General features: G+C 37.7%; 21 protein-coding genes, 1 other RNA gene and 1 pseudogene. 13 read left to right on the forward strand and 10 right to left on the reverse strand.

From position 1 onward, the window contains the following. The first annotated feature begins 10 nt into the window (after window positions 1–10). Genes tlpD through pbp1a form a run of 3 tightly spaced genes read left to right on the forward strand, consistent with a single transcriptional unit; the run spans window position 11 to window position 4,435 of the window. A complete protein-coding gene (tlpD, locus tag QAP06_RS03485) occupies window positions 11–1,312 on the forward strand; it encodes a chemotaxis chemoreceptor TlpD (RefSeq protein ID WP_286466976.1) in 1,302 nt (433 codons plus the stop codon). A 22-nt stretch (window positions 1,313–1,334) separates the two neighbouring features. Next, window positions 1,335–2,456 carry an aminotransferase class I/II-fold pyridoxal phosphate-dependent enzyme gene (locus QAP06_RS03490; protein WP_140472313.1) on the forward strand — a complete coding sequence of 374 codons (1,122 nt, stop codon included), beginning with the start codon at window positions 1,335–1,337 and terminating at the stop codon, window positions 2,454–2,456. Then, window positions 2,456–4,435: a penicillin-binding protein 1A gene (gene pbp1a / locus QAP06_RS03495; protein ID WP_286466984.1), complete on the forward strand. Its 1,980-nt coding sequence runs from the start codon at window positions 2,456–2,458 to the stop codon at window positions 4,433–4,435. The genes QAP06_RS03490 and pbp1a overlap by 1 nt, the downstream gene beginning before the upstream one ends. A 2-nt stretch (window positions 4,436–4,437) precedes the next feature. Here pbp1a and QAP06_RS03500 read toward each other — a convergent pair whose 3' ends face one another. The 10 genes and pseudogenes from QAP06_RS03500 to mltG form a co-directional block, all read right to left on the reverse strand. Continuing rightward, window positions 4,438–5,016, reverse strand: coding sequence for a tumor necrosis factor alpha-inducing protein (locus tag QAP06_RS03500; RefSeq protein ID WP_000890856.1), 579 nt, complete (start codon window positions 5,014–5,016; stop codon window positions 4,438–4,440). 125 nt (window positions 5,017–5,141) lie between these two features. Further along, window positions 5,142–5,457: RNase P RNA component class A (rnpB, locus tag QAP06_RS03505), an RNA gene on the reverse strand. A gap of 35 nt (window positions 5,458–5,492) precedes the next feature. After that, the gene (locus QAP06_RS03510) at window positions 5,493–6,965 is read right to left on the reverse strand and encodes a disulfide bond formation protein B (protein WP_286466999.1); all 1,473 of its coding nucleotides are present in this window, start codon (window positions 6,963–6,965) and stop codon (window positions 5,493–5,495) included. Between the two features lie 8 nt (window positions 6,966–6,973). Then, on the reverse strand, window positions 6,974–7,138 hold the full coding sequence (locus tag QAP06_RS03515) for a hypothetical protein (protein ID WP_140565741.1): 165 nt from the start codon (window positions 7,136–7,138) through the stop codon (window positions 6,974–6,976). Window positions 7,139–7,283: 145 nt separating this feature from the next. Further along, window positions 7,284–9,055: pseudogene (locus QAP06_RS03520) on the reverse strand (HAD-IA family hydrolase). Between the two features lie 113 nt (window positions 9,056–9,168). Next, window positions 9,169–9,723 (reverse strand): 2-oxoglutarate:acceptor oxidoreductase subunit OorC, encoded by a 555-nt coding sequence (locus QAP06_RS03525; protein ID WP_000388015.1) that lies wholly within the window; start codon window positions 9,721–9,723, stop codon window positions 9,169–9,171. Then, a complete protein-coding gene (locus QAP06_RS03530; RefSeq protein ID WP_000885307.1) occupies window positions 9,723–10,544 on the reverse strand; it encodes a 2-oxoglutarate ferredoxin oxidoreductase subunit beta in 822 nt (273 codons plus the stop codon). Before QAP06_RS03530 ends, QAP06_RS03525 begins: the two co-directional genes overlap by 1 nt. A gap of 1 nt (window position 10,545) precedes the next feature. Further along, window positions 10,546–11,673 (reverse strand): 2-oxoglutarate synthase subunit alpha, encoded by a 1,128-nt coding sequence (locus QAP06_RS03535; RefSeq protein ID WP_120982105.1) that lies wholly within the window; start codon window positions 11,671–11,673, stop codon window positions 10,546–10,548. Further along, a complete protein-coding gene (locus tag QAP06_RS03540; protein ID WP_001096903.1) occupies window positions 11,673–12,014 on the reverse strand; it encodes a 4Fe-4S dicluster domain-containing protein in 342 nt (113 codons plus the stop codon). Before QAP06_RS03540 ends, QAP06_RS03535 begins: the two co-directional genes overlap by 1 nt. A gap of 184 nt (window positions 12,015–12,198) precedes the next feature. After that, window positions 12,199–13,188 (reverse strand): endolytic transglycosylase MltG, encoded by a 990-nt coding sequence (mltG, locus tag QAP06_RS03545; RefSeq protein WP_286467021.1) that lies wholly within the window; start codon window positions 13,186–13,188, stop codon window positions 12,199–12,201. Between mltG and QAP06_RS03550 the strand changes: the two genes are divergently transcribed. The 10 genes from QAP06_RS03550 to QAP06_RS03595 all read left to right on the forward strand — a co-directional run bounded on the left by QAP06_RS03550 (window position 13,106) and on the right by QAP06_RS03595 (window position 23,945). Beyond that, complete coding sequence (locus QAP06_RS03550) at window positions 13,106–16,045, forward strand: DUF3971 domain-containing protein (protein ID WP_286467022.1); 2,940 nt, start codon at window positions 13,106–13,108, stop codon at window positions 16,043–16,045. The genes mltG and QAP06_RS03550 overlap by 83 nt on opposite strands. Next, a complete protein-coding gene (locus tag QAP06_RS03555) occupies window positions 16,042–16,272 on the forward strand; it encodes a FeoA family protein (RefSeq protein ID WP_000174135.1) in 231 nt (76 codons plus the stop codon). Before QAP06_RS03550 ends, QAP06_RS03555 begins: the two co-directional genes overlap by 4 nt. Before the next feature lie 2 nt (window positions 16,273–16,274). Then, complete coding sequence (nth, locus tag QAP06_RS03560; protein WP_286467024.1) at window positions 16,275–16,925, forward strand: endonuclease III; 651 nt, start codon at window positions 16,275–16,277, stop codon at window positions 16,923–16,925. Window positions 16,926–17,008: 83 nt separating this feature from the next. Continuing rightward, a complete protein-coding gene (fliN, locus tag QAP06_RS03565) occupies window positions 17,009–17,380 on the forward strand; it encodes a flagellar motor switch protein FliN (protein ID WP_000004825.1) in 372 nt (123 codons plus the stop codon). Continuing rightward, on the forward strand, window positions 17,377–18,258 hold the full coding sequence (locus QAP06_RS03570) for a hypothetical protein (protein WP_286467035.1): 882 nt from the start codon (window positions 17,377–17,379) through the stop codon (window positions 18,256–18,258). The genes fliN and QAP06_RS03570 overlap by 4 nt, the downstream gene beginning before the upstream one ends. After that, window positions 18,242–19,216: an energy transducer TonB gene (locus tag QAP06_RS03575; RefSeq protein ID WP_286467037.1), complete on the forward strand. Its 975-nt coding sequence runs from the start codon at window positions 18,242–18,244 to the stop codon at window positions 19,214–19,216. The genes QAP06_RS03570 and QAP06_RS03575 overlap by 17 nt, the downstream gene beginning before the upstream one ends. A 3-nt stretch (window positions 19,217–19,219) precedes the next feature. Beyond that, window positions 19,220–20,239, forward strand: coding sequence for a dihydroorotase (gene pyrC / locus QAP06_RS03580; protein WP_286467040.1), 1,020 nt, complete (start codon window positions 19,220–19,222; stop codon window positions 20,237–20,239). Continuing rightward, window positions 20,215–21,333, forward strand: coding sequence for a 3-deoxy-d-manno-octulosonic acid hydrolase subunit 2 (locus tag QAP06_RS03585; RefSeq protein ID WP_286467044.1), 1,119 nt, complete (start codon window positions 20,215–20,217; stop codon window positions 21,331–21,333). Before pyrC ends, QAP06_RS03585 begins: the two co-directional genes overlap by 25 nt. A 6-nt stretch (window positions 21,334–21,339) precedes the next feature. Then, window positions 21,340–21,894 carry a 3-deoxy-d-manno-octulosonic acid hydrolase subunit 1 gene (locus QAP06_RS03590; RefSeq protein WP_286467045.1) on the forward strand — a complete coding sequence of 185 codons (555 nt, stop codon included), beginning with the start codon at window positions 21,340–21,342 and terminating at the stop codon, window positions 21,892–21,894. Between the two features lie 5 nt (window positions 21,895–21,899). Continuing rightward, the gene (locus QAP06_RS03595) at window positions 21,900–23,945 is read left to right on the forward strand and encodes an LTA synthase family protein (RefSeq protein ID WP_286467059.1); all 2,046 of its coding nucleotides are present in this window, start codon (window positions 21,900–21,902) and stop codon (window positions 23,943–23,945) included. The last annotated feature ends 48 nt before the right edge of the window (window positions 23,946–23,993 follow it).

Genomic DNA, 23,993 nt, shown 5'->3' on the forward strand with positions numbered 1-23,993 from the left:
GAATGCCACCATGTTTGGGAATAAGCAGTTACAGCTTCAAATCAGTCAAAAAGATTCTGAAATTACGGAGTTAAAAAAGGAAGTCAATCTCTATCGAAGCCTTTTAAATTTGTGCTTGCATGAAGGTTTTGTAGGTATTAAAAATAATAAAGTCGTTTTTAAAAGCGGGAATCTTGCAAGCTTAAACAATTTAGAAGAACAAAGCGTTCATTTTAAAGAAAATGCAGAGAGCGTTGATTTGCAAGGGGTTTCTTATTCTTTAAAAAGCCAAAATATTGATGGCGTGCAGTATTTTTCACTAGCCAAAAAAATAGGGGGTGTTGGGGAATACCATAAAAGCGATTTGTTTAAGACTTTTTGCGCGAGCTTAAAAGAGGGCTTAGAGAACGCGCAAGAAAGCATGCAATATTTCCATCAAGAAACCGGCTTGCTCTTAAATGCGGCTAAAAATGGTGAAGAGCATTCTGCTGAAGGATTGGGAACCGTTAATAAAACGAGTCAAGACATTGAGTCGCTTTATGAAAAGATGCAAAACGCCACTTCATTAGCGGACTCTCTCAACCAACGGAGCAATGAAATCACTCAAGTCATTTCTTTGATTGATGATATTGCAGAACAAACCAATCTCTTAGCCTTAAATGCCGCTATTGAGGCCGCACGAGCGGGCGAGCATGGGAGAGGGTTTGCGGTGGTGGCTGATGAGGTGAGAAAACTCGCTGAAAAAACCCAAAAAGCCACTAAAGAAATCGCTGTTGTGGTTAAAAGCATGCAACAAGAAGCGAACGATATTCAAACCAACACCCACGATATTAATTCTATTGTAGGCTCTATTAAGGGCGATGTAGAAGAGCTTAAATCCACCGTGAAAAACAACATGATTGTCGCGCAAGCGGCAAAGTACACCATTTACAATGTCAATAACCGGGTGTTTTGCGGTCTAGCCAAACTTGATCATGTGGTCTTTAAAAACAATCTTTATGGCATGGTTTTTGGCCTTAACTCCTTTGACATTACCAGCCATAAGAATTGCCGCTTAGGCAAATGGTATTATGAGGGTGCAGGCAAAGAGAATTTTTCCAACACTTCAGGCTATAGAGCTTTAGAAAGCCACCATGCGAGCGTGCATGCTGAAGCTAATGATTTGGTTAAAGCCGTTCAAGAAGACCACATTACCGATTCAAAATACCTAGAGCATAAAGTGCATTTAATGGAAGATAGCGCTAAACATGTCAAAGAAAATATTGATAAGATGTTTTACGAAAAACAAGACGAACTCAATAAAATTATTGAAAAAATTCAAAAAGGCGAATGATTCCATTCAATGAAGTGTTTTTATGTTTTCTAAATCCTTAGAAGCTTTACACCATGCCAAACGATACCGCAAAAGAGAGTTGTTTGACCCTTTATTAAAGGATTACGCTTCTAATGATTATTTGGGTTTGAGCGTTAAAAAAGATTTGCTTCAAAACGCTTTTAACAAGCTCCAATTTTTTGACGCTCATTCCCCCAAAGCTTCCATGCTAGTGAATGGCTACCACCCTTTGCATGCAGAGTTAGAAGAGCGATTAGCGGATTTGTTGGGGTTTGAAAGCACTCTTTTAGTGGGGAGTGGTTTTTTGGGCAATCTGGCTTTAATAGACACCCTTTTAGTCAAAAACGCCCTCTTATTCATAGACGAACACTACCATGCAAGCGGGATTTTTAGCACGAAAGCGAAGTCTAATCAAGTGGTTTTTTTCTCGCACAATGACGCTAAAGATTTACAACAAAAACTCTTTAACGCCCCTAAAAATAAGATCAAATTCATCGCCATTGAGGGGGTTTATTCTATGGATGCGAGCATCGCTCCTTATGATTTTTATGCAATCATTCAAGAGATTCCTAACGCTTTTTTAATCGTAGATGAAGCCCATAGTTTTGGGACTATCGGCGAGAATTTATTGGGTTTTTTAGAATATTATCGCATCAAAGAAAAAGACAAAATTATTAAGCTCAGCACTTTTTCTAAAGCCCTTGCGAGTTATGGGGCGTGTATTTTAGCCCCCTTACAAACCATAGAGTTTTTAACCAATCGCGCTAAAAGCGTGATTTACACCACCGCTTTAAGCCTGTTAGACACCGCTTTAACTTTGGTCCATTTAGAATACTTTATCGCGCAAAAACAAGAATTAAAAAATGAGCTTAGCAAACACCAACAGATTATTTTTGAAACTTTAGGCATTAGAACGCCCACAGGATTTTTTACTTTAGAATTTGAAAACAATCTTGCTCTTTTAAACGCCCATCATTTTTTGAAAGAAAGGGGGTTTTTAGTAGGAGCTATCCGCCCCCCTACGGTTTCTAAACCCCTTTTACGCATCTCTTTATCTCTCAAAAACAGCTTAGAAGACACTAAAGAGCTTGCAAACACCCTTTTAAATTATTCTAAAATACAATCTTCTTTTAAGAGTGATTAATGCTAAAAAAGATTTTTTATGGTTTTATCGTTTTATTTTTAATTATCGTAGGGTTGTTAGCCATTCTTATCGCTCAAGTTTGGGTGAGCACAAATAAGGATATTGCTAAAATTAAAGATTATCGTCCGAGCGTCGCTTCACAGATTTTAGACCGAAAAGGGCGTTTGATCGCTAATATCTATGATAAGGAATTCCGTTTTTATGCGCGTTTTGAAGAAATCCCCCCACGATTTATTGAAAGCCTTTTAGCGGTAGAAGACACCCTCTTTTTTGAACATGGGGGGATCAATTTAGACGCTATCATGCGCGCTATGATTAAAAACGCTAAAAGCGGTCGTTACACCGAGGGGGGTAGCACCCTAACCCAACAACTCGTTAAAAACATGGTGCTCACACGAGAAAAAACCCTAACCAGAAAACTCAAAGAAGCTATCATTTCCATACGCATTGAAAAAGTCTTAAGCAAAGAAGAAATTTTAGAGCGCTATTTGAACCAAACTTTTTTTGGGCATGGGTATTATGGCGTGAAAACCGCAAGTTTAGGGTATTTTAAAAAACCCCTTGACAAACTCACGCTTAAAGAAATCACCATGTTAGTCGCCTTGCCTAGGGCTCCAAGTTTTTATGACCCTACCAAAAATTTAGAATTTTCACTCTCTAGGGCTAATGATATTTTAAGGCGGTTGTATTCTTTAGGCTGGATTTCTTCTAGCGAGCTCAAATCCGCTCTCAATGAAGTGCCAATTGTTTATAACCAAACCTCCACGCAAAACATCGCCCCCTATGTTGTAGATGAAGTGTTGAAGCAATTGGATCAATTAGACGGGTTAAAAACTCAAGGCTATACCATAAAGCTTACGATAGATTTGGATTACCAACGCTTAGCGTTAGAGTCCTTGCGTTTTGGGCATCAAAAAATCTTAGAAAAAATCGCTAAAGAAAAGCCAAAAACTAACGCCTCTAATGAAGATGAAGACAACTTGAACGCTAGCATGATAGTTACAGACACGAGCACCGGTAAGATTTTAGCTTTAGTGGGGGGGATTGATTATAAAAAAAGCGCTTTCAATCGCGCCACGCAAGCCAAACGGCAATTTGGGAGTGCGATCAAGCCTTTTGTGTATCAAATCGCTTTTGATAATGGCTATTCCACGACTTCCAAAATCCCTGATACCGCGCGAAACTTTGAAAATGGCAATTATAGTAAAAACAGCGCGCAAAACCACGCATGGCATCCTAGAAATTATACTCGCAAATTTTTAGGGCTTGTAACCTTGCAAGAAGCCTTGAGCCATTCGTTAAATCTAGCCACGATCAATTTAAGTGATCAGCTTGGCTTTGAAAAAATTTATCAATCTTTAAGCGATATGGGGTTTAAAAATCTCCCTAAAGACTTGTCTATTGTGTTAGGGAGCTTTGCTATCTCACCCATTGATGCGGCTGAAAAATATTCTCTATTTTCTAATTACGGATCCATGCTCAAACCCATGCTCATTGAAAGCATCACCAACCAACAAAACGATGTCAAAACTTTCACGCCCATTGAAACCAAAAAGATCACCTCCAAAGAACAGGCTTTTTTAACCCTTTCAGTGCTGATGAATGCGGTAGAAAACGGCACAGGGAGTTTGGCTCACATTAAAGGTTTAGAAGTCGCCGGTAAAACCGGAACTTCTAACAACAATATTGACGCTTGGTTCATTGGCTTTACCCCCACCTTGCAAAGCGTGATCTGGTTTGGGAGGGACGATAACACGCCTATTAGCAAAGGAGCGACAGGAAGCGTTGTGAGTGCACCTGTGTATTCGTATTTCATGCGCAATATTCTAAGCATTGAACCTTCTTTAAAAAGAAAGTTTGATGTCCCCAAAGGCTTGCGTAAAGAAATTGTGGATAAAATCCCCTACTATTCAACCCCCAATTCCATCACCCCCACCCCCAAAAGAACAGACGATAGCGAAGAACGCTTGTTGTTCTAAGCCTACATGGCTATAGGGACTTTAATATCTCCGTAATTGACAGAATCTTTAAAGATTTCTTCCACTTTAGCCACAAGGATACTCACCGCTTGATTGTCTAAGCCCATTTTATGCAACCCTTCGCTCAAAGCGTCCTTATCAAAACCACGTGCACGCACTAACGCAAACACTTCCTCATTGTTAGGATTGATATAAATCCCTAAACGATCCACATTCATCAAGCTATCATAAATGGGCTGTGTCATTTGGATAAACATTTCATTAGTGATCTTTTGCTTGATGCGGTTGGATTTAGAAAGGTAAGCCTCTTTGAGTTTATGCACAATATTTTGCGCCACTCTTATCGTCGCTCTTTTGGTAGCGATTTTTTCTATCTCTTCAGTTGTCTTACCATCCACAATGTGCGAGCTATCCACCCCTTGCGTGAGATACTGACTGCGATTTTGCAACATCCAATAAGGCACATCTTGCAAGAAAGAATTCCTTTGTGAAGTGTTTGGGCAAGTGCAAGCTTGCAGCATCAAAACACCCAATCCGCATAAAAATAATTGCTTGCTTTTTAAAAAAGATTTTTCTAACACGCTATCCCCTTTGATTTTTATTTTACAGAGTGTAACACAAATCTTTAAGGTTTTAAACAATAATTAGGTAAAAAAATAAAAAAAAATAAAATGATTGAAACTCTGTTAAAAAAATCAACACGCAGTTAAGCATTAGAATAAGCCGGGTTCTGTCAATGGATGGCCATTTATCTGGGAAATATTTTGCAATATTCCTCAAGCGAAGCGTGTATCAATTTAGACTTACCATGCGCTTCTTGCTACAAATTGGGTTTGCCCAAACAAGCTAAATTGCTTTAGCTCTGGTGGGCTCTTACCCCACCCTTTCACCCTTACCTTAAAAAGGCGGTTTGCTTTCTGTGGCACTTTCCCTTAGCTTGCGCTAGCCATCCGTTAGATGGAATTTTGTCTAATGTAGCCCGGACTTTCCTCTATTCTAAAATAGCGACCATCTTCTAATGCGTTAATATATTAGAAAAAAGTAGCTTTAAAAGAGTTTAAAAATTAAGGGTGTAGAGGATATTTTTATCATTCTCATAGCTCACAAGGATAAGCTCATTATCCCTAAACCCACAAGCGCTGATATTTTTAATCTCTTTTGGCAAGCCATAAACTTCAAGAATCTCTTCTTTTATAGGATCTATGACTAAAAGCGTGTTAAATTCCTTGCTGAACGCATAAAGCTTATTATCCTTTAAAGCTAACGCGCTGATAACTAACTCGCCCAGTTCCCTTTTTTCTTTAAGTTTGGCATTGCCCAGTTCAAGTAAAAACTCCCCATGCACCTGTTTGTCGCTATTACGCATGGAGATAATAATCAAATCCTTATAGCGCTTGTTAGGAGCGGTGATCAGATAAGTGAATTTAGCCCCTCTTCTTGCAGCGCTAACATAATAGTTTTTCGCCCTAGAAGTTTTTAAGCGGCTGCGTTCCACTTCATCAAAAGAGTTGGCCCCTTCTAAAAAATAAGGGAAGTTTTTAAGCGCGTTAGCGTTTTTGTTAGGAGTGATTTCTACGCTCGTTTTATTATTGCCCATGATCACAATGTTTTCATCTTCGTTAAAATCCGCCCCCACGAACGACCCCACCGTCGCGCTATAATAGCTATCCAACACCATATGGCTATGAATGGTTTTCAAATCGTTACTTACAAGATAAAGGCCTTGGTTTTCTGTAGTAAGGATCGCCTTGTCTTCATTGAAACTCAAATCCGTGATCGCTCCATTCAGTTTTAAAAAAAGCTCTTCTTTTTTTCCAATCTTTAGAGTTTTTGTAATTTCTAAAGGCGAACGCTCATAATCATTATCTTTAGGCAAAGCGCTCAATTTCAAAGGCTCGCCCACATCTCTTCTGCCCAAAACGCTTCTTGGGAATTTCAAATGATTCCAATTCTCCATAGACCAGACCGATTCTTTCAAATTCCAAGAAAAACGCACCGGATCGCTTTGCCCTATGTAAGGGAAAGGCCCGGTAGAGAAAAACGCTTGCACGGCGTTAGAACCCACCACCATAAAGAAAACATAAAAAGCGCTTTTTTGGAGCATGTTTAATGAGCGATCTTTAAAAAGTTGGGCATTAGGGGCAAAGAAGAGCAAAACCGCTAAAAGCACCACCACGCTAAAAAAGACAAAAAGTGCCCAAAACTGCGTGTGCAATCCCAAAATAGCGAGCGCAAAGCCCTGCCCCACATCTTCTAAAGCATGACTACCGGTATGATAAAAGCTCTCATATAACCCGCTACTGGCCATAAGTAATAACAAGGCAATGTATTTAGGCTTAAACCCAAAGCGCACCACCAAAAGCGCCACAGCCCCTATTAAAATCATGTTGATGCGTTGTGCCCAGCAAAAAATACAAGGCGAATCTTTCAAAATATAGCCAAAATAAAAATTCGCCAAACCCACAGGAAAGATTAAAATCCCTAAAACCGCCAAAGAAAAAAGATTATAAAATCGGGTTTCTTTATTCATGCATCCCCCTATAGATTCATGTTAGGCAAAACGCTAGAGCTGTGGGCTATAAAAATGATAAGCTCCGCTAACCACACCACAATCAAAATCCCAAACGCCCACTTTTCTTTTTCAGGCTTTTTAAACGCTATCAAAATAGCGGCTAGACTCAAAAGCAGTCCTAAAAACTCCATGCCGTTCCTTAAAATTTTCGTAAGATTATACTCAAAAACGGATTATTTGATAAATAAAAAATATCTAGTGGATAACTTTTGAGAGAATTATATTAAGGGAGAAAGCCCTATTTATCCATATTTGATTTAAACAGAGCCAATTTTATCATTTCTTTTTTAACTTCCCATAGATTTTTTTAATTAGAGATAATATTTTAAACAACCTCTCTTGCTTGTTTGTCCTAAGACTTCTTTTTAATACGCCATAACTTTGTGAAGGTTTTAAAATACAAGACAACAAAGAAACATCGTTGCAAAACAAGGGCAGAGCGTTTTTATGCGTTGCGTCTGGAAGAAAATAAATTTGTTTAAATTGCTCTTGATCTTGAATACTAGGATGGTCAATGAAGAAATTGACCCATTTTATCACATCATGAATGTCTAAAAAAATTTGACTTTCTTTAAAATATGAAACATATCCAACAGCCCCTTCTACTATTTTTTCATAAGCTTTAGAGCGGTGTTTTTCGCAAGATGAAACATCTTTTTGATAAATTGGAACGCCATTTTCTACATTTAAAATAGGGTATTCAGGGCTTGTTAGCAAAAACTCCATAAAATCCCAATTATGAAAATAAATGGATTTAGGGTGTGAAAAAGGTAAGAAACTCACGCAATCATGGTTTAAAATTCTTAAGAGATCCACATAGCATCCAAAAACTTCTTTATTCAAAGCTTTTTGTATTAACTCTTGCGAAGAGTAGCCCCAAGTAATCGTATCTACAATAGCGATATTTCCCTCTAAATTTGATGAAGACAAGTATTTTCTGTAATTATCTAAACATTTTAACGCTAAATGGCGGCAATGTTCAAAGTTACTATATATATATATGCTTGTTGGTTAGTGGTGATTTGCTTCTTTTGAATTTCTTCTTCGCCTTCTAAAATACGCAAAATTTCCAAACTCTCGCTCTCTATGACTTCTAAAAATACCGCTTTTTTTAAAATTCTGGGAGCATAGACATAAGTAGTTTTATATGAATTTGGATATAAAATATTAAAAATTTTTTGCAATAAATAACCATCTCGTGCAACAAACACTAAAGTATCAATATTTCTTTTATGAATTTCTTTATAGATAAACTGGCAATAAGCAACGGCTGCAATTCCTGCCTGCATCGCTCCCAAAAGAAACCAATAATCAAATTTTTCATGTTTTTGAATATAATTTTTATAAAAAACGCATAAAGATCCTAAAACAAAGCTTTGTGCAACACTAGTTGGACTAAATATTTTGTATTTAGGAAAAATTTCTTCAAATTGCCTCAACACGCTTTTTCTAAATAGCGTTGCTATACCTAAACTTTTAGGCATAGCGTCATCTGCCCAAGAATTATCACCAATATGCAACATTTGTGTGTGAGTAATATTTTCTTGTTTTAAAACATGTTTAAACAAATCCTTTGAATGTTTAGTAAGCATTATATGGCTACTAAGATAAAAATTTGTATAACCATCAAAACCCTTAGAAATTAAAATATCTTCAAGAACCTCTAAAGGTAAATACATATCTGATACAATAATCACTCTCTTATTGTTCTCTTTAGCGAAACGATAGAGTTCTAACATCTCTAAGTTTGGAATAAGCATCTCTTTTTCAGTGGCAATTTCTACTTCCTTATATGAATGAAACTCTTTTGGAATTTGATGATAAATTTCATCTAGAGTAATGTCTTGTTCTTTACTGATTTCTCTAGATTGCATTTCTGCTAAAATCCTTGCTTGACAAAAACCTTTAATATCATATTTAGTCTCAATATACAAAAATAAATCTGTGGGTTTAATAAAAGGTCTTAAAAGAAGGGTATCAAAAATATCAAAAGAAATCACATCGTATTTTAAAATCTCACTTTTTGCCCCATCCAAAAATTTGCACATACAAGAATCCTTTGTAAAATTTGAGCATTATATCATTTTTTTTTTTTTTTTTCAAAAATACAAGAAAAGGGGAAAAAGCTATAGCTAAAGAAATGAGATAAGGAGTTACCCCCTTATTTTTTCAAAGCTTCTAAAGCATGTTTTTTGCCAATTTCAAAGGCTTTTTTGTTCGTTTCAGCGACTTTTGCAGGGACTTTTTTAAGCATGGTGTCTAGCACGATATTTTCTTCTACGCATTTAGTCAGCTCCACGGTAATGGCTAACGCTACCACAGATTGCGTGATAATGTTACCCACTTCATCTTTAGCGATGCTGATAATGGGGATTTTATAAATTTGATACTTTTCTTCGTCTTCTTTAGTAGGGGTTACTAGATTGGGATCAATGACAACGATACCGCCTTTTTTAATATCGCTTTTAAACTGGTTGTAGCTGATTTGAGCGACTGAAAGCATGAAATCAATCTCGCCCTCTTTAGCATAAGGGAAAATGATTTCATCTTTATCTAGCAAAATATCCACTTTAGTAGGCCCTCCACGCACTTGCGAAGTGTAGGTGGAAGTCTTAGTGCCATAGCCCCCACTCACAATTTTCGCTTCAGCTAAAATTTCTCCCGCTAACAGCACGCCTTGCCCTCCAACGCCCGTAAATCGTAATTGCGCTTCCATTATTGTTTTCCTTGTGCTTTTTCAATGATTTCTTGATACGCTTCGCAATATTCTTTCCTGTCCGTGTCATGCTTTAAAACGCCTGTAGGGAATTTATCCACCCTTTCTTCAGGGCTCATGGCTTCAAATTGGCGTTTGCTCACTAATCGGCTTTCCATCCATTTTAGCATTTGAGACGCTTCGCCCATTTTATTCTTACGCCCTAAATTGATATGGCAATTACTATGGACATCAAAGAAGCTAAAGCCCTTGTGTGTAAAACCTTCTTTAAGCACTTTTTCTAATTTTTGAGGGTCTAAAACGCTCTCTCTAGCCACAAAACTCGCCCCTGCAGCGGTGGTTAAAGCACATGGGTCAAACTGGTTATCAATATTCCCCCATTGAGCCGTAACCGTCCACATGCCATTAGGCGTGGTGGGCGAAGTTTGAGAGTTGGTCAAACCATAAATGAAATTATTCACTAAAATAAAATTCAAATCAATGTTTCTTCGGCATGCATGCATGGTGTGATTGCCTCCAATAGCAAAGCCATCGCCATCGCCAGAAACCACGATCACATGCTTACTAGGGTTGGCTAATTTAATCCCTGTCGCATACGCTACAGCCCTACCATGCGTGGTATGAACGGTGTTGCAATTCACATACGAACTCATACGCCCGCTGCAACCAATCCCACTCACCAAACACACATCATCCATTTTCCAACCTAAAGCGTCAATCGTGCGGATAATGGATTTCAAAATCACGCCATCGCCACAGCCCCAACACCACAAAGTGGGTATTTTATCCACACGCAAATATTCATCATAATTAAACGCCATTTTAAAGCTCCTTCAATTTTGCGATGATTTGTTTAGGCGAAATCGTGCGCCCATTGGCTTGCCCCAAGAAATGCACCTTTCTTTGCATAGCCCTTTCAATTTCTTCTAAATACTGCCCTTTATTCAATTCAATCACAAGGATTTTTTCGTATTTATCCCCTATTTCCTTCAAGCGTTTAGCCGGGCTTGGCCATAAGGTTTTAGGTCTGAAAAAGCCGACTTTTTGCTTGCTCTCTTTATTGTAATCTTTCAAGGCTTCTTTAACTGCTAGAGAAACCGAACCATAAGCGATAATAACAATTTCAGCACCCTCTAAATCCATTTCCTCATTTTCGTTGATAATGTCTTGCTTGGATTCAATCTTATGAAATAATCTGTCAATCAAATCCCCACCGATTTTAGCGTCTTCAGTAGGAAAGCCAATAGGCCCATGATGCAAGCCTGAAACATGGTAGCGATAGCCTTTAAAGAAAGGGTTTAAGACAGCCGGCTCATCTTGTGCGACCCCATAAGGTTTGTAGTCTTTTTTATCGCCTAGAAATTCCTTACGATTAATAGTCATCTTTTGTACTTCTTCTAAATCTGGGATTTGCACCTTGCCATACATATGCCCCACGGTTTCATCCATGAGCAAGAATACAGGAGTCATGAGCATTTCAGCCAAATTGAACGCACGAACGGTCTCTGTGTAAGCTTCTTCCAAACTAGCAGGAGCGAGCGCAACGGCTTTAAAATCCCCATGTATGGGGTGTTTTAAGAAATTCACATCGCCTTGAGCCACACGAGTGGGCATTCCGGTTGATGGGCCTGAACGCATCACATCAGCGATCACTAAAGGGATTTCCGCCATGAAAGAATAACCGATTTGCTCCACTTTCAATGAAATACCAGGACCAGAGCTCGCTGTCATAGACTTCGTCCCGCTCATGCTTGCCCCTAAAGACACGCTAATCCCACTGATTTCATCTTCCATTTGGATAAAATGGCCGCCGCATTTGGGTAAAGCCACGCTCATCGCATGCATAATATCCGAGCTTGGCGTGATAGGATAGCCCCCAAAAAACCGACACCCCACTTCAATCGCCGCTTTAGCGACTAATTCATTCCCATCAGAAATAATCTCACGCATTACTTGCCTCTCCCTTCTAAAATAGTCTCTTCTAAGAGCATGTATTTATTGGCCTTAACCTTTTCGCTTCTTTCTTGGGCTTCTTTAGAAACTTTAGCGAATTTGAAATCCTTCCTGTCAGCCACATAAATCGCAAAATCCGGGCAGTGCAACTCGCATTGCACGCAACCAATACAACTCTCTGGATAGGCTACTTTGGCCACTTTTCCAAGCACCCTTTCTTTTTCAACCCCCATGCCAAGAACCCCAGCAGGGCATACCGACACGCAAATATCACAACCCTTACACCTGTCTTCATTCACCCAAACGGCAACCCCATCTGGAGCGCTCATTTTAGCCATTCATTCTCCTTTGTGCTAAAAGCTGTATTTAAAGCCTTAGCAATCAAAATTTGCCTAAAATTGTAGCAAGCCTTTTTTAATAAATTCTAAAATGTTTCAATAGTAGGAACTTAAAATTAAAATGAGAAAATACTAAACACTTTTTACTCAATTTAAAAGAAAAAACGCCCCATTTACCTTAATTTTAAAAATGATTATTAGAAATATTAATGTTTTTTAAATGCTCCTTATAAGTCGCGCTGAAAGCATGTTTTTTATCCGGCATTTTCACAAAATACAAAAAGTTAGTTTCTTTGGGGAAAATTACGGCTCTAACCGCTTCTAGGCTCACGCTCCCTACAGGATTTTTAGGCAAGCCCTTAAACTTATAGGTATTGTAGGGGGTGTTATCGGTTTTAATGCGCTCTTTTGTTACTTTAGCGTGTGAAAATTCCTGATAATTCAAAGCCCCATCCATTTGTAAAGGCATGCCTTTTTTCAAGCGGTTAAAAATCACGCTCGCAATCAAGGGCATTTCTTCAACATTAGCGGCTTCTTTTTGCACAATAGAAGCGAGAATGATTTTTTCAAACCACTCTTCTTTATGGTAGTATCCAAGCCATTGTTTGCTTAAAGCTTCGTGTTTTTTGAGAGATTGACTGATTAAAGTTTGCATGATTTTAAAAGCGTCCTCCCCTAAAGGCAAATGATAAGTGTCTGGCCATATCACCCCATCTTCTATCACAGCGCCATCCAATCGTGGAGCGATGCTTTCATAAGCCTGATTGAGATCGCTTGTTTCTAGCTGGTAAGTTTCGCTCAAAATTTGCGTGAAAAAATAGCGACTTTCTCCAGGGATTAAAGTAACGCTTTTATACGCCGCTTTCGCTTTAATCAAACGGACTAAAAAATCCCCCTTTCTTAAAGCCCCATCGCCCATGTCAATATAGCCTTTTTTAGGCATGCCCATCAGGCGTAAAAAAAGCAAATCCAAAGCGTTCATATCCACGCCTTGCTCTTTTAAAGAAAAAAACACTTTTTTGAGCGAACCTTGCGGGACAACCACCACTTTGTTAGGATAAATTGGTATACTTAAGTAAAAAAGAATACTAATGAATAAAAGAAAACATGTATCCAAGAAAGTATTTAATGTCATTATCTTGTTTGTGGCGGTATTCACTCTTTTAGTCGTCATCCATAAAACCCTTTCAAACGGCATTCACATACAAAATTTAAAAATCGGGAAGCTTGGCATTTCTGAATTATACTTAAAACTTAACAACAAGCTTTCTTTAGAAGTTGAACGCATTGATCTCTCTTCTTTCTTCCATCAAAAACCCACTAAAAAGCGTTTAGAAGTTTCTGATCTGATTAAAAATATCCGTTATGGCATCTGGGCGGTGTCTTATTTTGAAAAGCTTAAAGTCAAAGAAATCATTTTAGATGATAAAAATAAAGCCAATATCTTTTTTGATGGGAATAAATACGAGTTAGAATTCCCGGGAGTCAAAGGGGAATTTTCCCTAGAAGATGATAAAAATATCAAGCTTAAAATCATCAATCTGCTTTTTAAAAATATTAAAGTCCAAGTAGATGGCAACGCCCACTATTCACCCAAAGCTAGGAAAATGGCGTTTAATTTGATTGTCAAGCCCTTAATCGAACCCAGTGCTGCAATTTATTTGCAAGGGCTAACCGATTTAAAAACCATAGAATTAAAAATTAACACTTCTCCAATGAAAAGCCTAGCGTTTTTAAAGCCTCTTTTCCAACGCCAATCGCAAAAAAATTTAAAAACATGGATTTTTGACAAGATCCAATTTGCTAGCTTTAAGATTGATAACGCTTTAATCAAAGCTAATTTCACTCCTAGCGAGTTTATCCCATCGCTTTTAGAAAATTCTGTAGTTAAAGCCACTTTGATCAAACCTTCAGTCGTTTTCAATGATGGCTTATCGCCCATTAAAATGGATAAAACCGAATTGATATTCAAAAACAAACAGCTCCTCATACAGCCCCAAAAAATCACTTATGAAACCATGGAATTAACCGGCTCTTACGCCACTTTTTCCAATTTGTTAGAAGCCCCTAAGTTGGAGGTTTTTTTAAAAACGACCCCTAATTATTATGGCGATAGCATTAAGGATTTATTGAGCGCTTATAAAGTCGTTTTGCCTTTGGATAAAATCAGCACGCCATCTAGCGCGGATTTGAAACTCACCTTACAATTCTTAAAAAACACCGCCCCACTATTTAGCGTTCAAGGCAATGTTAATTTGCAAGAAGGCACCCTCTCGCTCTATAATATCCCCCTTTATACGCAAAACGCTAGCGTAAGCCTAGATATTACCCAAGAATACCAATACATCTACATAGAAACTACCCACACCCGCTATGAAAACATGCTGGATTTAGACGCTAAAATCGCTTTAGATTTGAATAAAAAAACCCTTTCTTTAGATTCTTTGGTCCATAAAATACGATTCAACACTAACAATAATGTCAATATGCGTTCTTACGGTTTGAATAACGACCAAGATAACCCACAGCCTACTAAATTTTCTTTAGATTTAAAAAGCTTGCATTCTATTATTCAAGAGGGTGAAAACTCAGAGGCGTTTAGAAGAAAAATCATAGACACCATTAAAGCCCAAAGTGAAGACAAATTCACTAAAGATGTTTTCTACGCTACAGAAGACACTCTTAAAAACCTTTCTTTGAATTTTGATTTTTCTAACCCAGATTACATGCAATGGAGCGTGCCACAACTTTTATTAGAGGGCGAATTTAAAGATAACGCCTATGTTTTTAGAATCAAAGATTTGAAAAAAATCAAGCCCTATTCCCCTATTATGAAATATTTCGCCTTAGAAGATGGCTCTTTGGAAGTTTCTACGAGCGATTTTATTAATATTGATTTTTTTGCTAAGGATTTGAAAATCACTTTACCCATCTATCATAGCAACGGCAAGCAGTTTAATTCCCTCTCTTTATTTGGCTCTATTAATAAAGATGAAATTTCTGTCTATACTCCAAGCAAAAGCATATCTATAAAAGTTAAGGGGGATCAAAAGGATATTACCCTTAATAACATTGATTTGAGTATTGATGATTTTTTAGATAGTAAGATGCCAGCGATTGCGGGATTATTCTCCAAAGAACGAAAAGAAAAGCCTAGCTCTAAAGAAATCCAAGATGAAGATATTTTCATTAGCGCCAAACAACGCTATGAAAAAGCCCACAAAATTATCCCTATCTCTACACGCATCCATGCTAAAGATGTCGTGTTAATCTATAAAAAAATGCCTTTTCCTTTAGAAAATCTTGATATTGTCGCTCAAGATGACAGAGTGAAAATTGATGGCAATTATAAAAACGCCATGATCATGGCGGATTTAGTGCATGGGGCTTTGTATCTTAAGGCTCATAATTTTAGCGGGGATTATATCAACACTATTCTCCAAAAAGATTTCGTAGAAGGGGGCTTATTCACGCTTATTGGGGCTCTTGAAGATCAGGTTTTCAACGGCGAATTAAAATTCCAAAACACAAGCTTAAAGAATTTCGCTCTCATGCAAAACATGATCAATCTCATCAACACCATTCCCTCCCTCATTGTCTTTAGGAACCCTCATTTAGGGGCTAATGGCTATCAAATCAAAAAGGGATCTGTTGTTTTTGGGATCACTAAAGAATATTTAGGGTTAGAAAAAATTGATCTTATCGGCAAAACGCTTGATATTGCTGGCAATGGGATCATTGAATTAGACAAAAACAAATTGGATTTGAATTTAGAAGTTTCCACTATCAAAGCTTTGAGCAATGTCTTAAATAAAATCCCTATTGTGGGCTATCTTGTCTTAGGAAAAGGAGGTAAAATCACCACTAATGTGAATGTCAAAGGCACGCTGGATAACCCTAAAACCAAAGTAACTTTAGCGGCAGACATTATCCAAGCGCCTTTTAAAATCTTGCGCCGTATTTTCACACCTATTGACATCATCGTGGATGAAGTCAAAAAAAATATTGAATCAAAAAGGAAATTAAAATGACGCTCAATGAAGCCATTAAAGACAAAGTTTATGAAATCGTAGAAATCGCTAACTGCGATGAAGCCCTAAAAAAACGCTTTCTGTCTTTTGGTATCCATGAAGGGGTTCAATGCACCCTTTTGCATTATTCCATGAAAAAAGCCACGCTTTCGGTTAAAATCAACCGCATTCAAGTGGCTTTAAGATCCCATGAAGCGCAATACCTTATCATCAAAGAAAGCGTGTGAAAATGGGTTTAAAATGCGCTAAAACTCACCAAAAAGCCCAACAAATCAAAGAACTGCTTTTAAAACATTACCCCAACCAAACCACCGAATTACACCATAAAAACCCCTATGAATTGCTGGTGGCTACCATTTTAAGCGCTCAATGCACGGACGCTAGAGTGAATACAATAACGCCCAAGTTATTTGAAAAATACCCAAGCGTGAATGATTTAGCCCTCGCTTCTTTAGAAGAAGTTAAAGAGATCATCCAATCCGTTTCTTATTTTAACAATAAAAGCAAGCATTTAATCAGTATGGCACAAAAAGTGGTTAGGGACTTTAAGGGCGTTATCCCCTCTACGCAAAAAGAACTGATGAGCCTGGATGGCGTGGGGCAAAAAACCGCTAATGTGGTGCTTTCAGTGTGTTTTGATGCAAACTATATGGCGGTAGATACCCATGTGTTCCGCACGACGCACCGCTTAGGCTTAAGCAATGCTAAAGATCCCATTAAAACCGAAGAAGAACTCAGCGATCTTTTTAAAGACAACCTGTCCAAACTCCACCATGCCTTAATCTTGTTTGGTCGCTACACCTGCAAGGCTAAAAACCCCTTATGCGATGCGTGTTTTTTAAAAGAATTTTGCGTTTCTAAGGCTAGCTTTAAAGCGTAGTGGCTTTATTTGTTATAAAATTTATAGTAAAATTAAGATTTTATAATCAAAGTTAAATCATTCTTGAAAGAGTAGAAAGTTTTATGTCAGAAACAGAAGCTAATAAGTTAAAAATAGCCGAAAAAGAAAAAGAGAAAGCGAATAAAGAAAGAGAACTAGAGCTTTCCACTTATTTAGAAGAACTCATTTGCGATTATAAAAACCTTTTAGACATGGAGATTGTTTTTAGCGCGGAACTTGGCTCTACGCAAATCCCTTTGTTGCAAATTTTGCGTTTTGAAAAAGGCTCTGTGATTGATTTGCAAAAACCTGCCGGAGAGAGCGTGGATACTTTTGTGAACGGGCGGGTGATTGGTAAGGGTGAGGTGATGGTTTTTGAAAGGAATTTAGCCATTCGTTTGAATGAAATTCTTGATTCTAACGCCATTGTGTATTATCTCGCTAAAAATTCATGAGAGCGTTGTTTTTATTGTTGAGTGCTGTTTTAATGTTATTGGCTGAAGAAAAAATACCTTTAAACGATGACGCCCCTATTAAACTAGTGCATTGGCAAAATGCATTAAAAGAAGTCCAACCTGATTCAAACGCTCCAGCAACACCACCTATAAAAGCCGTGCAAACCACGCTCACTTTTGAAACGCCTTTTAACAAAACGCCTAAAATCATGGAAGTTGAAGGGCAAAAGGTGATCGTTTTAAAAAACGCTAAACTGGATTCTAAAAAAATGATGGATTTTAAAGAAGCCTCTTTAAATGCCTTAGAAATGTTTTCCTACCAAAATGACATCTATCTCTTGTCTAAAAAAGCCACAACAGAATTAGAAATCCAAGCTTCAAACAGCAAGGACAAAAAGCAACTCCGCTTTCTTTTTTTGCCTAAAGGTTTTCATTTAGCCCCACCGCCTAACCTGAAAGAAAAATCTCAGCAAACTAACCTTGCACAAAAAGACACCAACGAGCAACCCCAAAGCCCTTTAAACACTCTAGAGTTAAAACCCCCACTGGATTTAAGCCATGCTTATAAAGCGCTAGCGGTTATTGTTGCCTTACTCTTAATATTGTATATAATCAAAAAAAAAATTGTTCCCACACAAGGGTCTTTTTCTGCAAAAGATTTTAAGTTAGAAGTTAGTGTTTTGGGTCGTATTGATGCGAACCATAAAATCATTTCCATAGAAACTAATAAGGAGCGTTACTTGGTCTTACTAAGCGATAAATACGGCCTGCTTTTAGACAAAATAAGCCCAAAAACATCTAAGGAAGAACTGATTAAAGAAGCTGAAAATAATATAAAGAATTCAAAATTAGGAAATTTATATGCCGGAAAATTCTAAACTACAACCTGCTAAATTAGGGAAAAATTTTGACCCTGTGGATCATTCTAATAGGAATTTTTTCTTTTCTCTCATTCTGTCTGTATTGTTACACTGGTTGATTTATTTTTTATTTGAACACAGAGAAGATTTTTTTCCTTCAAAACCCAAGCTCGTTAAATTAAATCCTGAAAATTTATTGGTTTTAAAAAGAGGCCATTCACAAGATCCCAGTAAAAACACCCAAGGCGCTCCTAAACCCACGCTGGCTGGCCCCCAAAAACCCCCAACACCCCCCACCCCACCCACACCCCCCACTCCGCCAACACCGCCAAAACCTATAGAAAAGCCAAAGCCTGAACCTAAACCAAAGCCCAAACCAGAACCCAAAAAGCCCAACCACAAACATAAGGCTCTTAAAAAAGTGGAAAAAGTGGAAGAGAAAAAAGTAGTAGAAGAGAAAAAAGAAGAGAAAAAAGAAGAGAAAAAAGTAGTAGAACAAAAAGTAGAGCAGAAAAAAATAGAAGAGAAAAAACCTGTCAAAAAAGAATTTGACCCTAACCAGCTTTCTTTCTTGCCTAAAGAAGTTGCGCCACCCAGAAAAGAAAATAATAAAGGCTTGGATAACCAAACCAGAAGGGATATTGATGAATTGTATGGCGAAGAATTTGGGGATTTAGGCACAGCCGAAAAAGATTTCATCAGGAATAATTTAAGGGATATTGGGCGCATCACGCAAAAATATTTAGAATACCCTCAAGTAGCGGCTTATTTAGGGCAGGACGGGACGAATGCGGTAGAGTTTTACTTGCACCCTAACGGCGATATTACCGATCTTAAAATCATCATTGGCTCTGAATATAAAATGCTCGATGACAACACCTTAAAAACCATTCAGATCGCTTATAAGGATTACCCACGCCCCAAAACTAAAACCCTCATTCGCATTAGAGTGCGTTATTACTTAGGGGGCAATTAAAAAATGGAAATCACGCTTTTTGACCCCATAGACGCCCACTTGCATGTGCGAGAAAACGCGCTTTTAAAAGCGGTGTTAAGATATTCTAGCGAGCCTTTTAGCGCTGCGGTGATCATGCCTAATCTCAGTAAGCCTTTGATTGACACTCCAACCACCCTTGAATACGAAGAAGAAATTTTAAACCATTCTTCAAACTTCAAGCCTTTAATGAGTTTGTATTTTAATGATGACTTGACTTTAGAAGAACTGCAACGTGCTCACGAAAAAGGTATCAGATTTTTAAAACTCTACCCCAAAGGCATGACCACAAATGCGCAAAACGGCACTTCGGATTTGTTGGGTGAAAAAACTTTAGAGGTTTTAGAAAACGCCCAAAAATTAGGCTTTATTTTATGCATCCATGCAGAACAAGCTGGGTTTTGTTTGGATAAAGAATTTTTATGCCACAGCGTTTTAGAAACTTTCGCCCTTTCATTCCCTAAACTCAAAATCATTATAGAACATTTGAGCGACTGGCGCAGTATCGCTCTAATTGAAAAGCATGACAATCTCTATGCGACTTTAACTTTACACCATATCAGCATGACTTTAGATGATTTATTAGGGGGGAGTTTGAACCCGCATTGTTTTTGCAAACCTTTAATCAAAACCAAAAAAGACCAAGAAAGGCTTTTATCCCTTGCTTTAAAAGCCCACCCTAAAATCTCTTTTGGCTCTGATAGCGCCCCGCATTTTATCTCTAAAAAACATAGCGCTAACATCCCGGCAGGCATCTTTTCTGCCCCTATTTTATTGCCTGCGTTGTGCGAACTTTTTGAAAAACACAACGCTTTAGAAAACTTGCAAGCCTTTATCAGCGATAACGCTAAAAAAATCTATGCGCTAGACAATTTGCCAGCTAAAAAAGTGCGTTTGTCTAAAAAACCCTTTATGATCCCTACACACACGCTTTGTTTGAATGAAAAAATCGCTATCTTAAGAGGGGGCGAAACGCTATCTTGGAACTTTCAAGAAATCGCCTAAAGCATGCCGCCTTTTTTGTGGGGCTTTTTATCGTTTTATTTTTAATTATAATGAAGCGCCAAACCCCCCCCTATGCTTTCACGCACAATCAAACCCTTGTTACTCAAAACCCCCCCTATTTCACGCAACTCACTATCCCTAAACCAAATGACGCTTTAAGCGTGCATGCGAGCTCTTTAATCAGCTTGCCTAATGATAATCTTTTGAGCGCTTATTTTAGCGGCACTAAAGAAGGGGCAAGGGATGTGAAAATCAGCGCGAATCTTTTTGACAGCAAGATTAATCGCTGGAGCGAAGCCTTCATTCTTTTAACCAAAGAAGAGCTTTCCAAAAACGCGCATGAATACATCAAAAAATTAGGTAACCCCTTGCTTTTTTTGCATGACGATAAAATTTTGTTGTTTGTCGTAGGGGTGAGCATGGGCGGGTGGGCCACTTCTAAAATCTATCAACTGGAAAGCGCTTTAGAGCCAATTCGTTTTAAATTTGTGCAAAAACTCTCCTTAAGCCCTTTTTTAAACTTAAGCCATTTGATAAAAAATAAGCCTTTAAACACCACTGATGGCGGATTTATGCTACCACTCTATCACGAATTAGCCACCCAATACCCCTTGTTGTTGAAATTTGACAAACAAAATAACCCAAGAGAGCTTTTAAGGCCTAATGCCCTAAACCACCAGCTCCAGCCAAGCCTAACCCCCTTTAAAGACTGCGCTATTATGGCGTTTAGAAACCATTCCTTTAAAGATAGCCTCATGCTAGAAACCTGTAAAACCCCCACTATTTGGCAAAAACCCATGCTGACGAATTTGAAAAACTTGAATGACGCTTTGAATTTGATCAATTTAAACAAAGAATTGTATTTGATCCACAACTCTAGCGATTCATCACTGCGCCGTAAAGAACTCTTGCTTTCTAAATTAGAAAACCCAAACTCTTTTAAAACCTTAAAAATTTTAGATAAAGCGAATGAAGTGAGTTACCCAAGCTATAGTCTTAATCCTCATTTTATAGATATTGTCTATACCTACAACCGCTCTCATATCAAACACATCCGTTTTAATATGGCTTATTTAAAATCCCTTCTCAAGTGATTAGTCATGTTTATACATTCTTCTTACACGCTGAGTTTTATATGGCTTTTTTTAATTTTCTTTTTTTTCAAAAATAGAGCGTTAAGTTTGAGGTTTTCGCTCTCTTTTGTAAGCGTGATTTTAAGCAATACCGCTTTTAAAGACTCTCTATCGCTCAACGCCTTTTTAAGCAGTTTTACAGCCCCCTTAAGCCCCTTTAGCTGTCTTTTGATCCTTGCTTATGCGCTCTTTTCTTGCCATCTCCTCCAAAAGCCCCCTTTAGAAACCTTGCAATCTTATAGCGTCATGCTGTTTTTCAATCTGTTGCTTTTGACAGATATTTTAGGGTTTTTGCCTTTTTCAATCTACCATCATTTCATGGCTTCTCTTATTTTTAGCGCGCTTTTTTGTAGCAGTTTGTTTTTGAGCAGCCCCTTATTAGGCATGATCGCTTTAGTAGCGTTATCCAGTTCGCTTTTAATGCGTTCTAATTTTCAAATCTTAGATTCTTTATTGGATTTCCCCTTGCTTCTTTTTGTCTTTTTTAAGACTTTATCTCTTGTTAAAAAAAGGTTGTATTAACGCTTATGAAATCCCTATCTCATGCCCTTTTTTCGCTCTTTTTAAAAGGTTTTTATTTCACCTTTTTTATGAGCTTGTTGTTTGTGTTCAATCGTATCGGTTTTATCCTTTATACTGGCTATTATAAACATGCTTTAAAAAACCCTATTTTTGATGAAATCATCAAAACCCTATTCAATGGAGCAAGATACGATAATCGTGTGGTCTCAAGCTTAGCGATTCTTTTTATCATCATCGGGTTATTAGGGTTATTTGCCCCCAAACACCAAACCAAAATGCTTACTATTATGGCGTATTTTTCTATCGCTATTATCCTGTTTTTAAACATTGCGAACATTGTTTATTATGGCATTTATGGGAATGTGTTTGATGAAAATTTATTGGAATTTTTGCATGAAGACACGCTCACGATTTTAAAAATGAGCGGGGAATACCCTATTTTTTCTAGTTTTTCACTCTTTATAATCCTTAGCGTTTTAACCTCTTTTATCTATTTCAAACTCCAAAACGCCCTTTTTAAACCCAAGAATATTCATCAAACCATCAAACCCCTTAAAACTTTCATTTTATTCATTCTTTTTTCGCTCACGCAAATGTTTTACATTAACGCGCAATTGAGCTTTGTTGGCGCGTCTTTAGATCTCAGCATAGAGCCAGCCAAAGATCCTTTTTTAATGAAAATTACCCCCGGGGCGTTTCGCAACCTTTATCTTTTGGCGCGCAATTACAGACAAAGCCATAACCTTAAATTCAGCGATTTTGCTAAAGAAACGCCTTTAGAAGTGGCGAAAAATTATTTCAATCTTAAAGAAAACCCCAAAAAAAACCTCTATGAGTTGCTTTCTCAAACAAGCCACAACGATTCTCTTCAAACCATTCAACATGTTTTCTATATCGTTTCAGAATCCTTAAGCTCATGGCATTTTGATAAAAAATTTGATTCCATAGGGCTAACGAGCGCTTTACAAGATTTGGTTAAAAAAGAGCATGCCCACATGCTTTCTGCTTTTATTGAAGGTGCCCCACGGACCGTTAAAAGCCTAGATGTCCAAATCACAGGCTTACCCTATATCAATGATAATAATTTAGTCAATTCAGGAGTGATTCTCCCTAGCTTTCCTATGGCGATTGGCAATATCACAAAAACTCTGGGTTATAAAAACAACTTTTATTATGGGGGTAGCGGGATTTGGAACAAACTAACCAGTTTCACCAAAAAACAAGGTTTTCACGCCCTTTATTTCAATAACCATCTCTTAGAATTTGCCAAAAACAAGCCTTACCCCAAACCCATAGAGAGCAACTGGGGAGTGCATGATAATATTTTATTTGACTATATTTTAGAAAACACCAACCCCAATGAAAAAACTTTCAGCATGGTCATGACTTTAAGCAACCACGCGATCAAAAACGTGAATCTCAAAGCTTTTGGCGTGCCTTTAGAAAAAATCCAACAATTTGTGGAAAAAACCCCCAAATCAGAAAATCTACCGGACGCTAATTCTTTAGGGCATATTTACTGGTATGACAAAGTGATAGTCAATTTCATCAAAAAAGCCAGCCAAAAATTCCCTAACTCGCTTTTTATCATCACAGGGGATCATTTTGATCGGAGCTATGAATACGCTAAAAACGATTTATATACCATTAAATCCGTGCCGCTTATTTTATATGCCCCTACTTTAAAGCCTAAAAAAATCAGTCAGGTCGGATCGCATTTAGACATCGCTCCTACAATTATTGAATTAATCGCTCCTAAAGGTTTTCAATTTGTGAGTTTTGGGAAGCCTTTATTTTCTAACAATACAACAAACCCCCCAAGCCACCCCAATTACGCGCTAGGTTATGAAGCGATCGCTACCCAAGATTATTTTTATAACCCGAGTTTGGGGTTAAGGTATTTGAATGAAAGCCCTAAAGAGCCAAAGGATAAACAAAACGACAAGAAACAAAACGACAAAATAGAAGCTTCTAAGTTTTATCAGCAATTAGAATCTTTGAAAGCCCTTAGTTTCTACTTGCTCTATCATGGGGCTAATCTTAAAGATTGACAAACTGAGTTTTTAATTCCATTAAACGCATGATTTTTGCTACAATAA

It is taken from the genome of Helicobacter pylori, assembly GCF_030323545.1.
Classification (GTDB): Bacteria; Campylobacterota; Campylobacteria; order Campylobacterales; family Helicobacteraceae; genus Helicobacter; species Helicobacter pylori_CO.

Bases quoted from the DNA above. Each gene is read 5' to 3' on its own strand.
- tlpD (WP_286466976.1), top strand. From the start codon at position 11: ATGTTTGGGAATAAGCAGTTACAGCTTCAAATCAGTCAAAAAGATTCT.
- QAP06_RS03490 (WP_140472313.1), top strand. From the start codon at position 1,335: ATGTTTTCTAAATCCTTAGAAGCTTTACACCATGCCAAACGATACCGC.
- pbp1a (WP_286466984.1), top strand. From the start codon at position 2,456: ATGCTAAAAAAGATTTTTTATGGTTTTATCGTTTTATTTTTAATTATC.
- QAP06_RS03510 (WP_286466999.1), bottom strand. From the start codon at position 6,965: ATGAATAAAGAAACCCGATTTTATAATCTTTTTTCTTTGGCGGTTTTA.
- QAP06_RS03515 (WP_140565741.1), bottom strand. From the start codon at position 7,138: ATGGAGTTTTTAGGACTGCTTTTGAGTCTAGCCGCTATTTTGATAGCG.
- QAP06_RS03525 (WP_000388015.1), bottom strand. From the start codon at position 9,723: ATGGAAGCGCAATTACGATTTACGGGCGTTGGAGGGCAAGGCGTGCTG.
- QAP06_RS03530 (WP_000885307.1), bottom strand. From the start codon at position 10,544: ATGGCGTTTAATTATGATGAATATTTGCGTGTGGATAAAATACCCACT.
- QAP06_RS03535 (WP_120982105.1), bottom strand. From the start codon at position 11,673: ATGCGTGAGATTATTTCTGATGGGAATGAATTAGTCGCTAAAGCGGCG.
- QAP06_RS03540 (WP_001096903.1), bottom strand. From the start codon at position 12,014: ATGGCTAAAATGAGCGCTCCAGATGGGGTTGCCGTTTGGGTGAATGAA.
- QAP06_RS03550 (WP_286467022.1), top strand. From the start codon at position 13,106: ATGAATAAAAGAAAACATGTATCCAAGAAAGTATTTAATGTCATTATC.
- mltG (WP_286467021.1), bottom strand. From the start codon at position 13,188: ATGACGACTAAAAGAGTGAATACCGCCACAAACAAGATAATGACATTA.
- QAP06_RS03555 (WP_000174135.1), top strand. From the start codon at position 16,042: ATGACGCTCAATGAAGCCATTAAAGACAAAGTTTATGAAATCGTAGAA.
- nth (WP_286467024.1), top strand. From the start codon at position 16,275: ATGGGTTTAAAATGCGCTAAAACTCACCAAAAAGCCCAACAAATCAAA.
- fliN (WP_000004825.1), top strand. From the start codon at position 17,009: ATGTCAGAAACAGAAGCTAATAAGTTAAAAATAGCCGAAAAAGAAAAA.
- QAP06_RS03570 (WP_286467035.1), top strand. From the start codon at position 17,377: ATGAGAGCGTTGTTTTTATTGTTGAGTGCTGTTTTAATGTTATTGGCT.
- QAP06_RS03575 (WP_286467037.1), top strand. From the start codon at position 18,242: ATGCCGGAAAATTCTAAACTACAACCTGCTAAATTAGGGAAAAATTTT.
- pyrC (WP_286467040.1), top strand. From the start codon at position 19,220: ATGGAAATCACGCTTTTTGACCCCATAGACGCCCACTTGCATGTGCGA.
- QAP06_RS03590 (WP_286467045.1), top strand. From the start codon at position 21,340: ATGTTTATACATTCTTCTTACACGCTGAGTTTTATATGGCTTTTTTTA.
- QAP06_RS03595 (WP_286467059.1), top strand. From the start codon at position 21,900: ATGAAATCCCTATCTCATGCCCTTTTTTCGCTCTTTTTAAAAGGTTTT.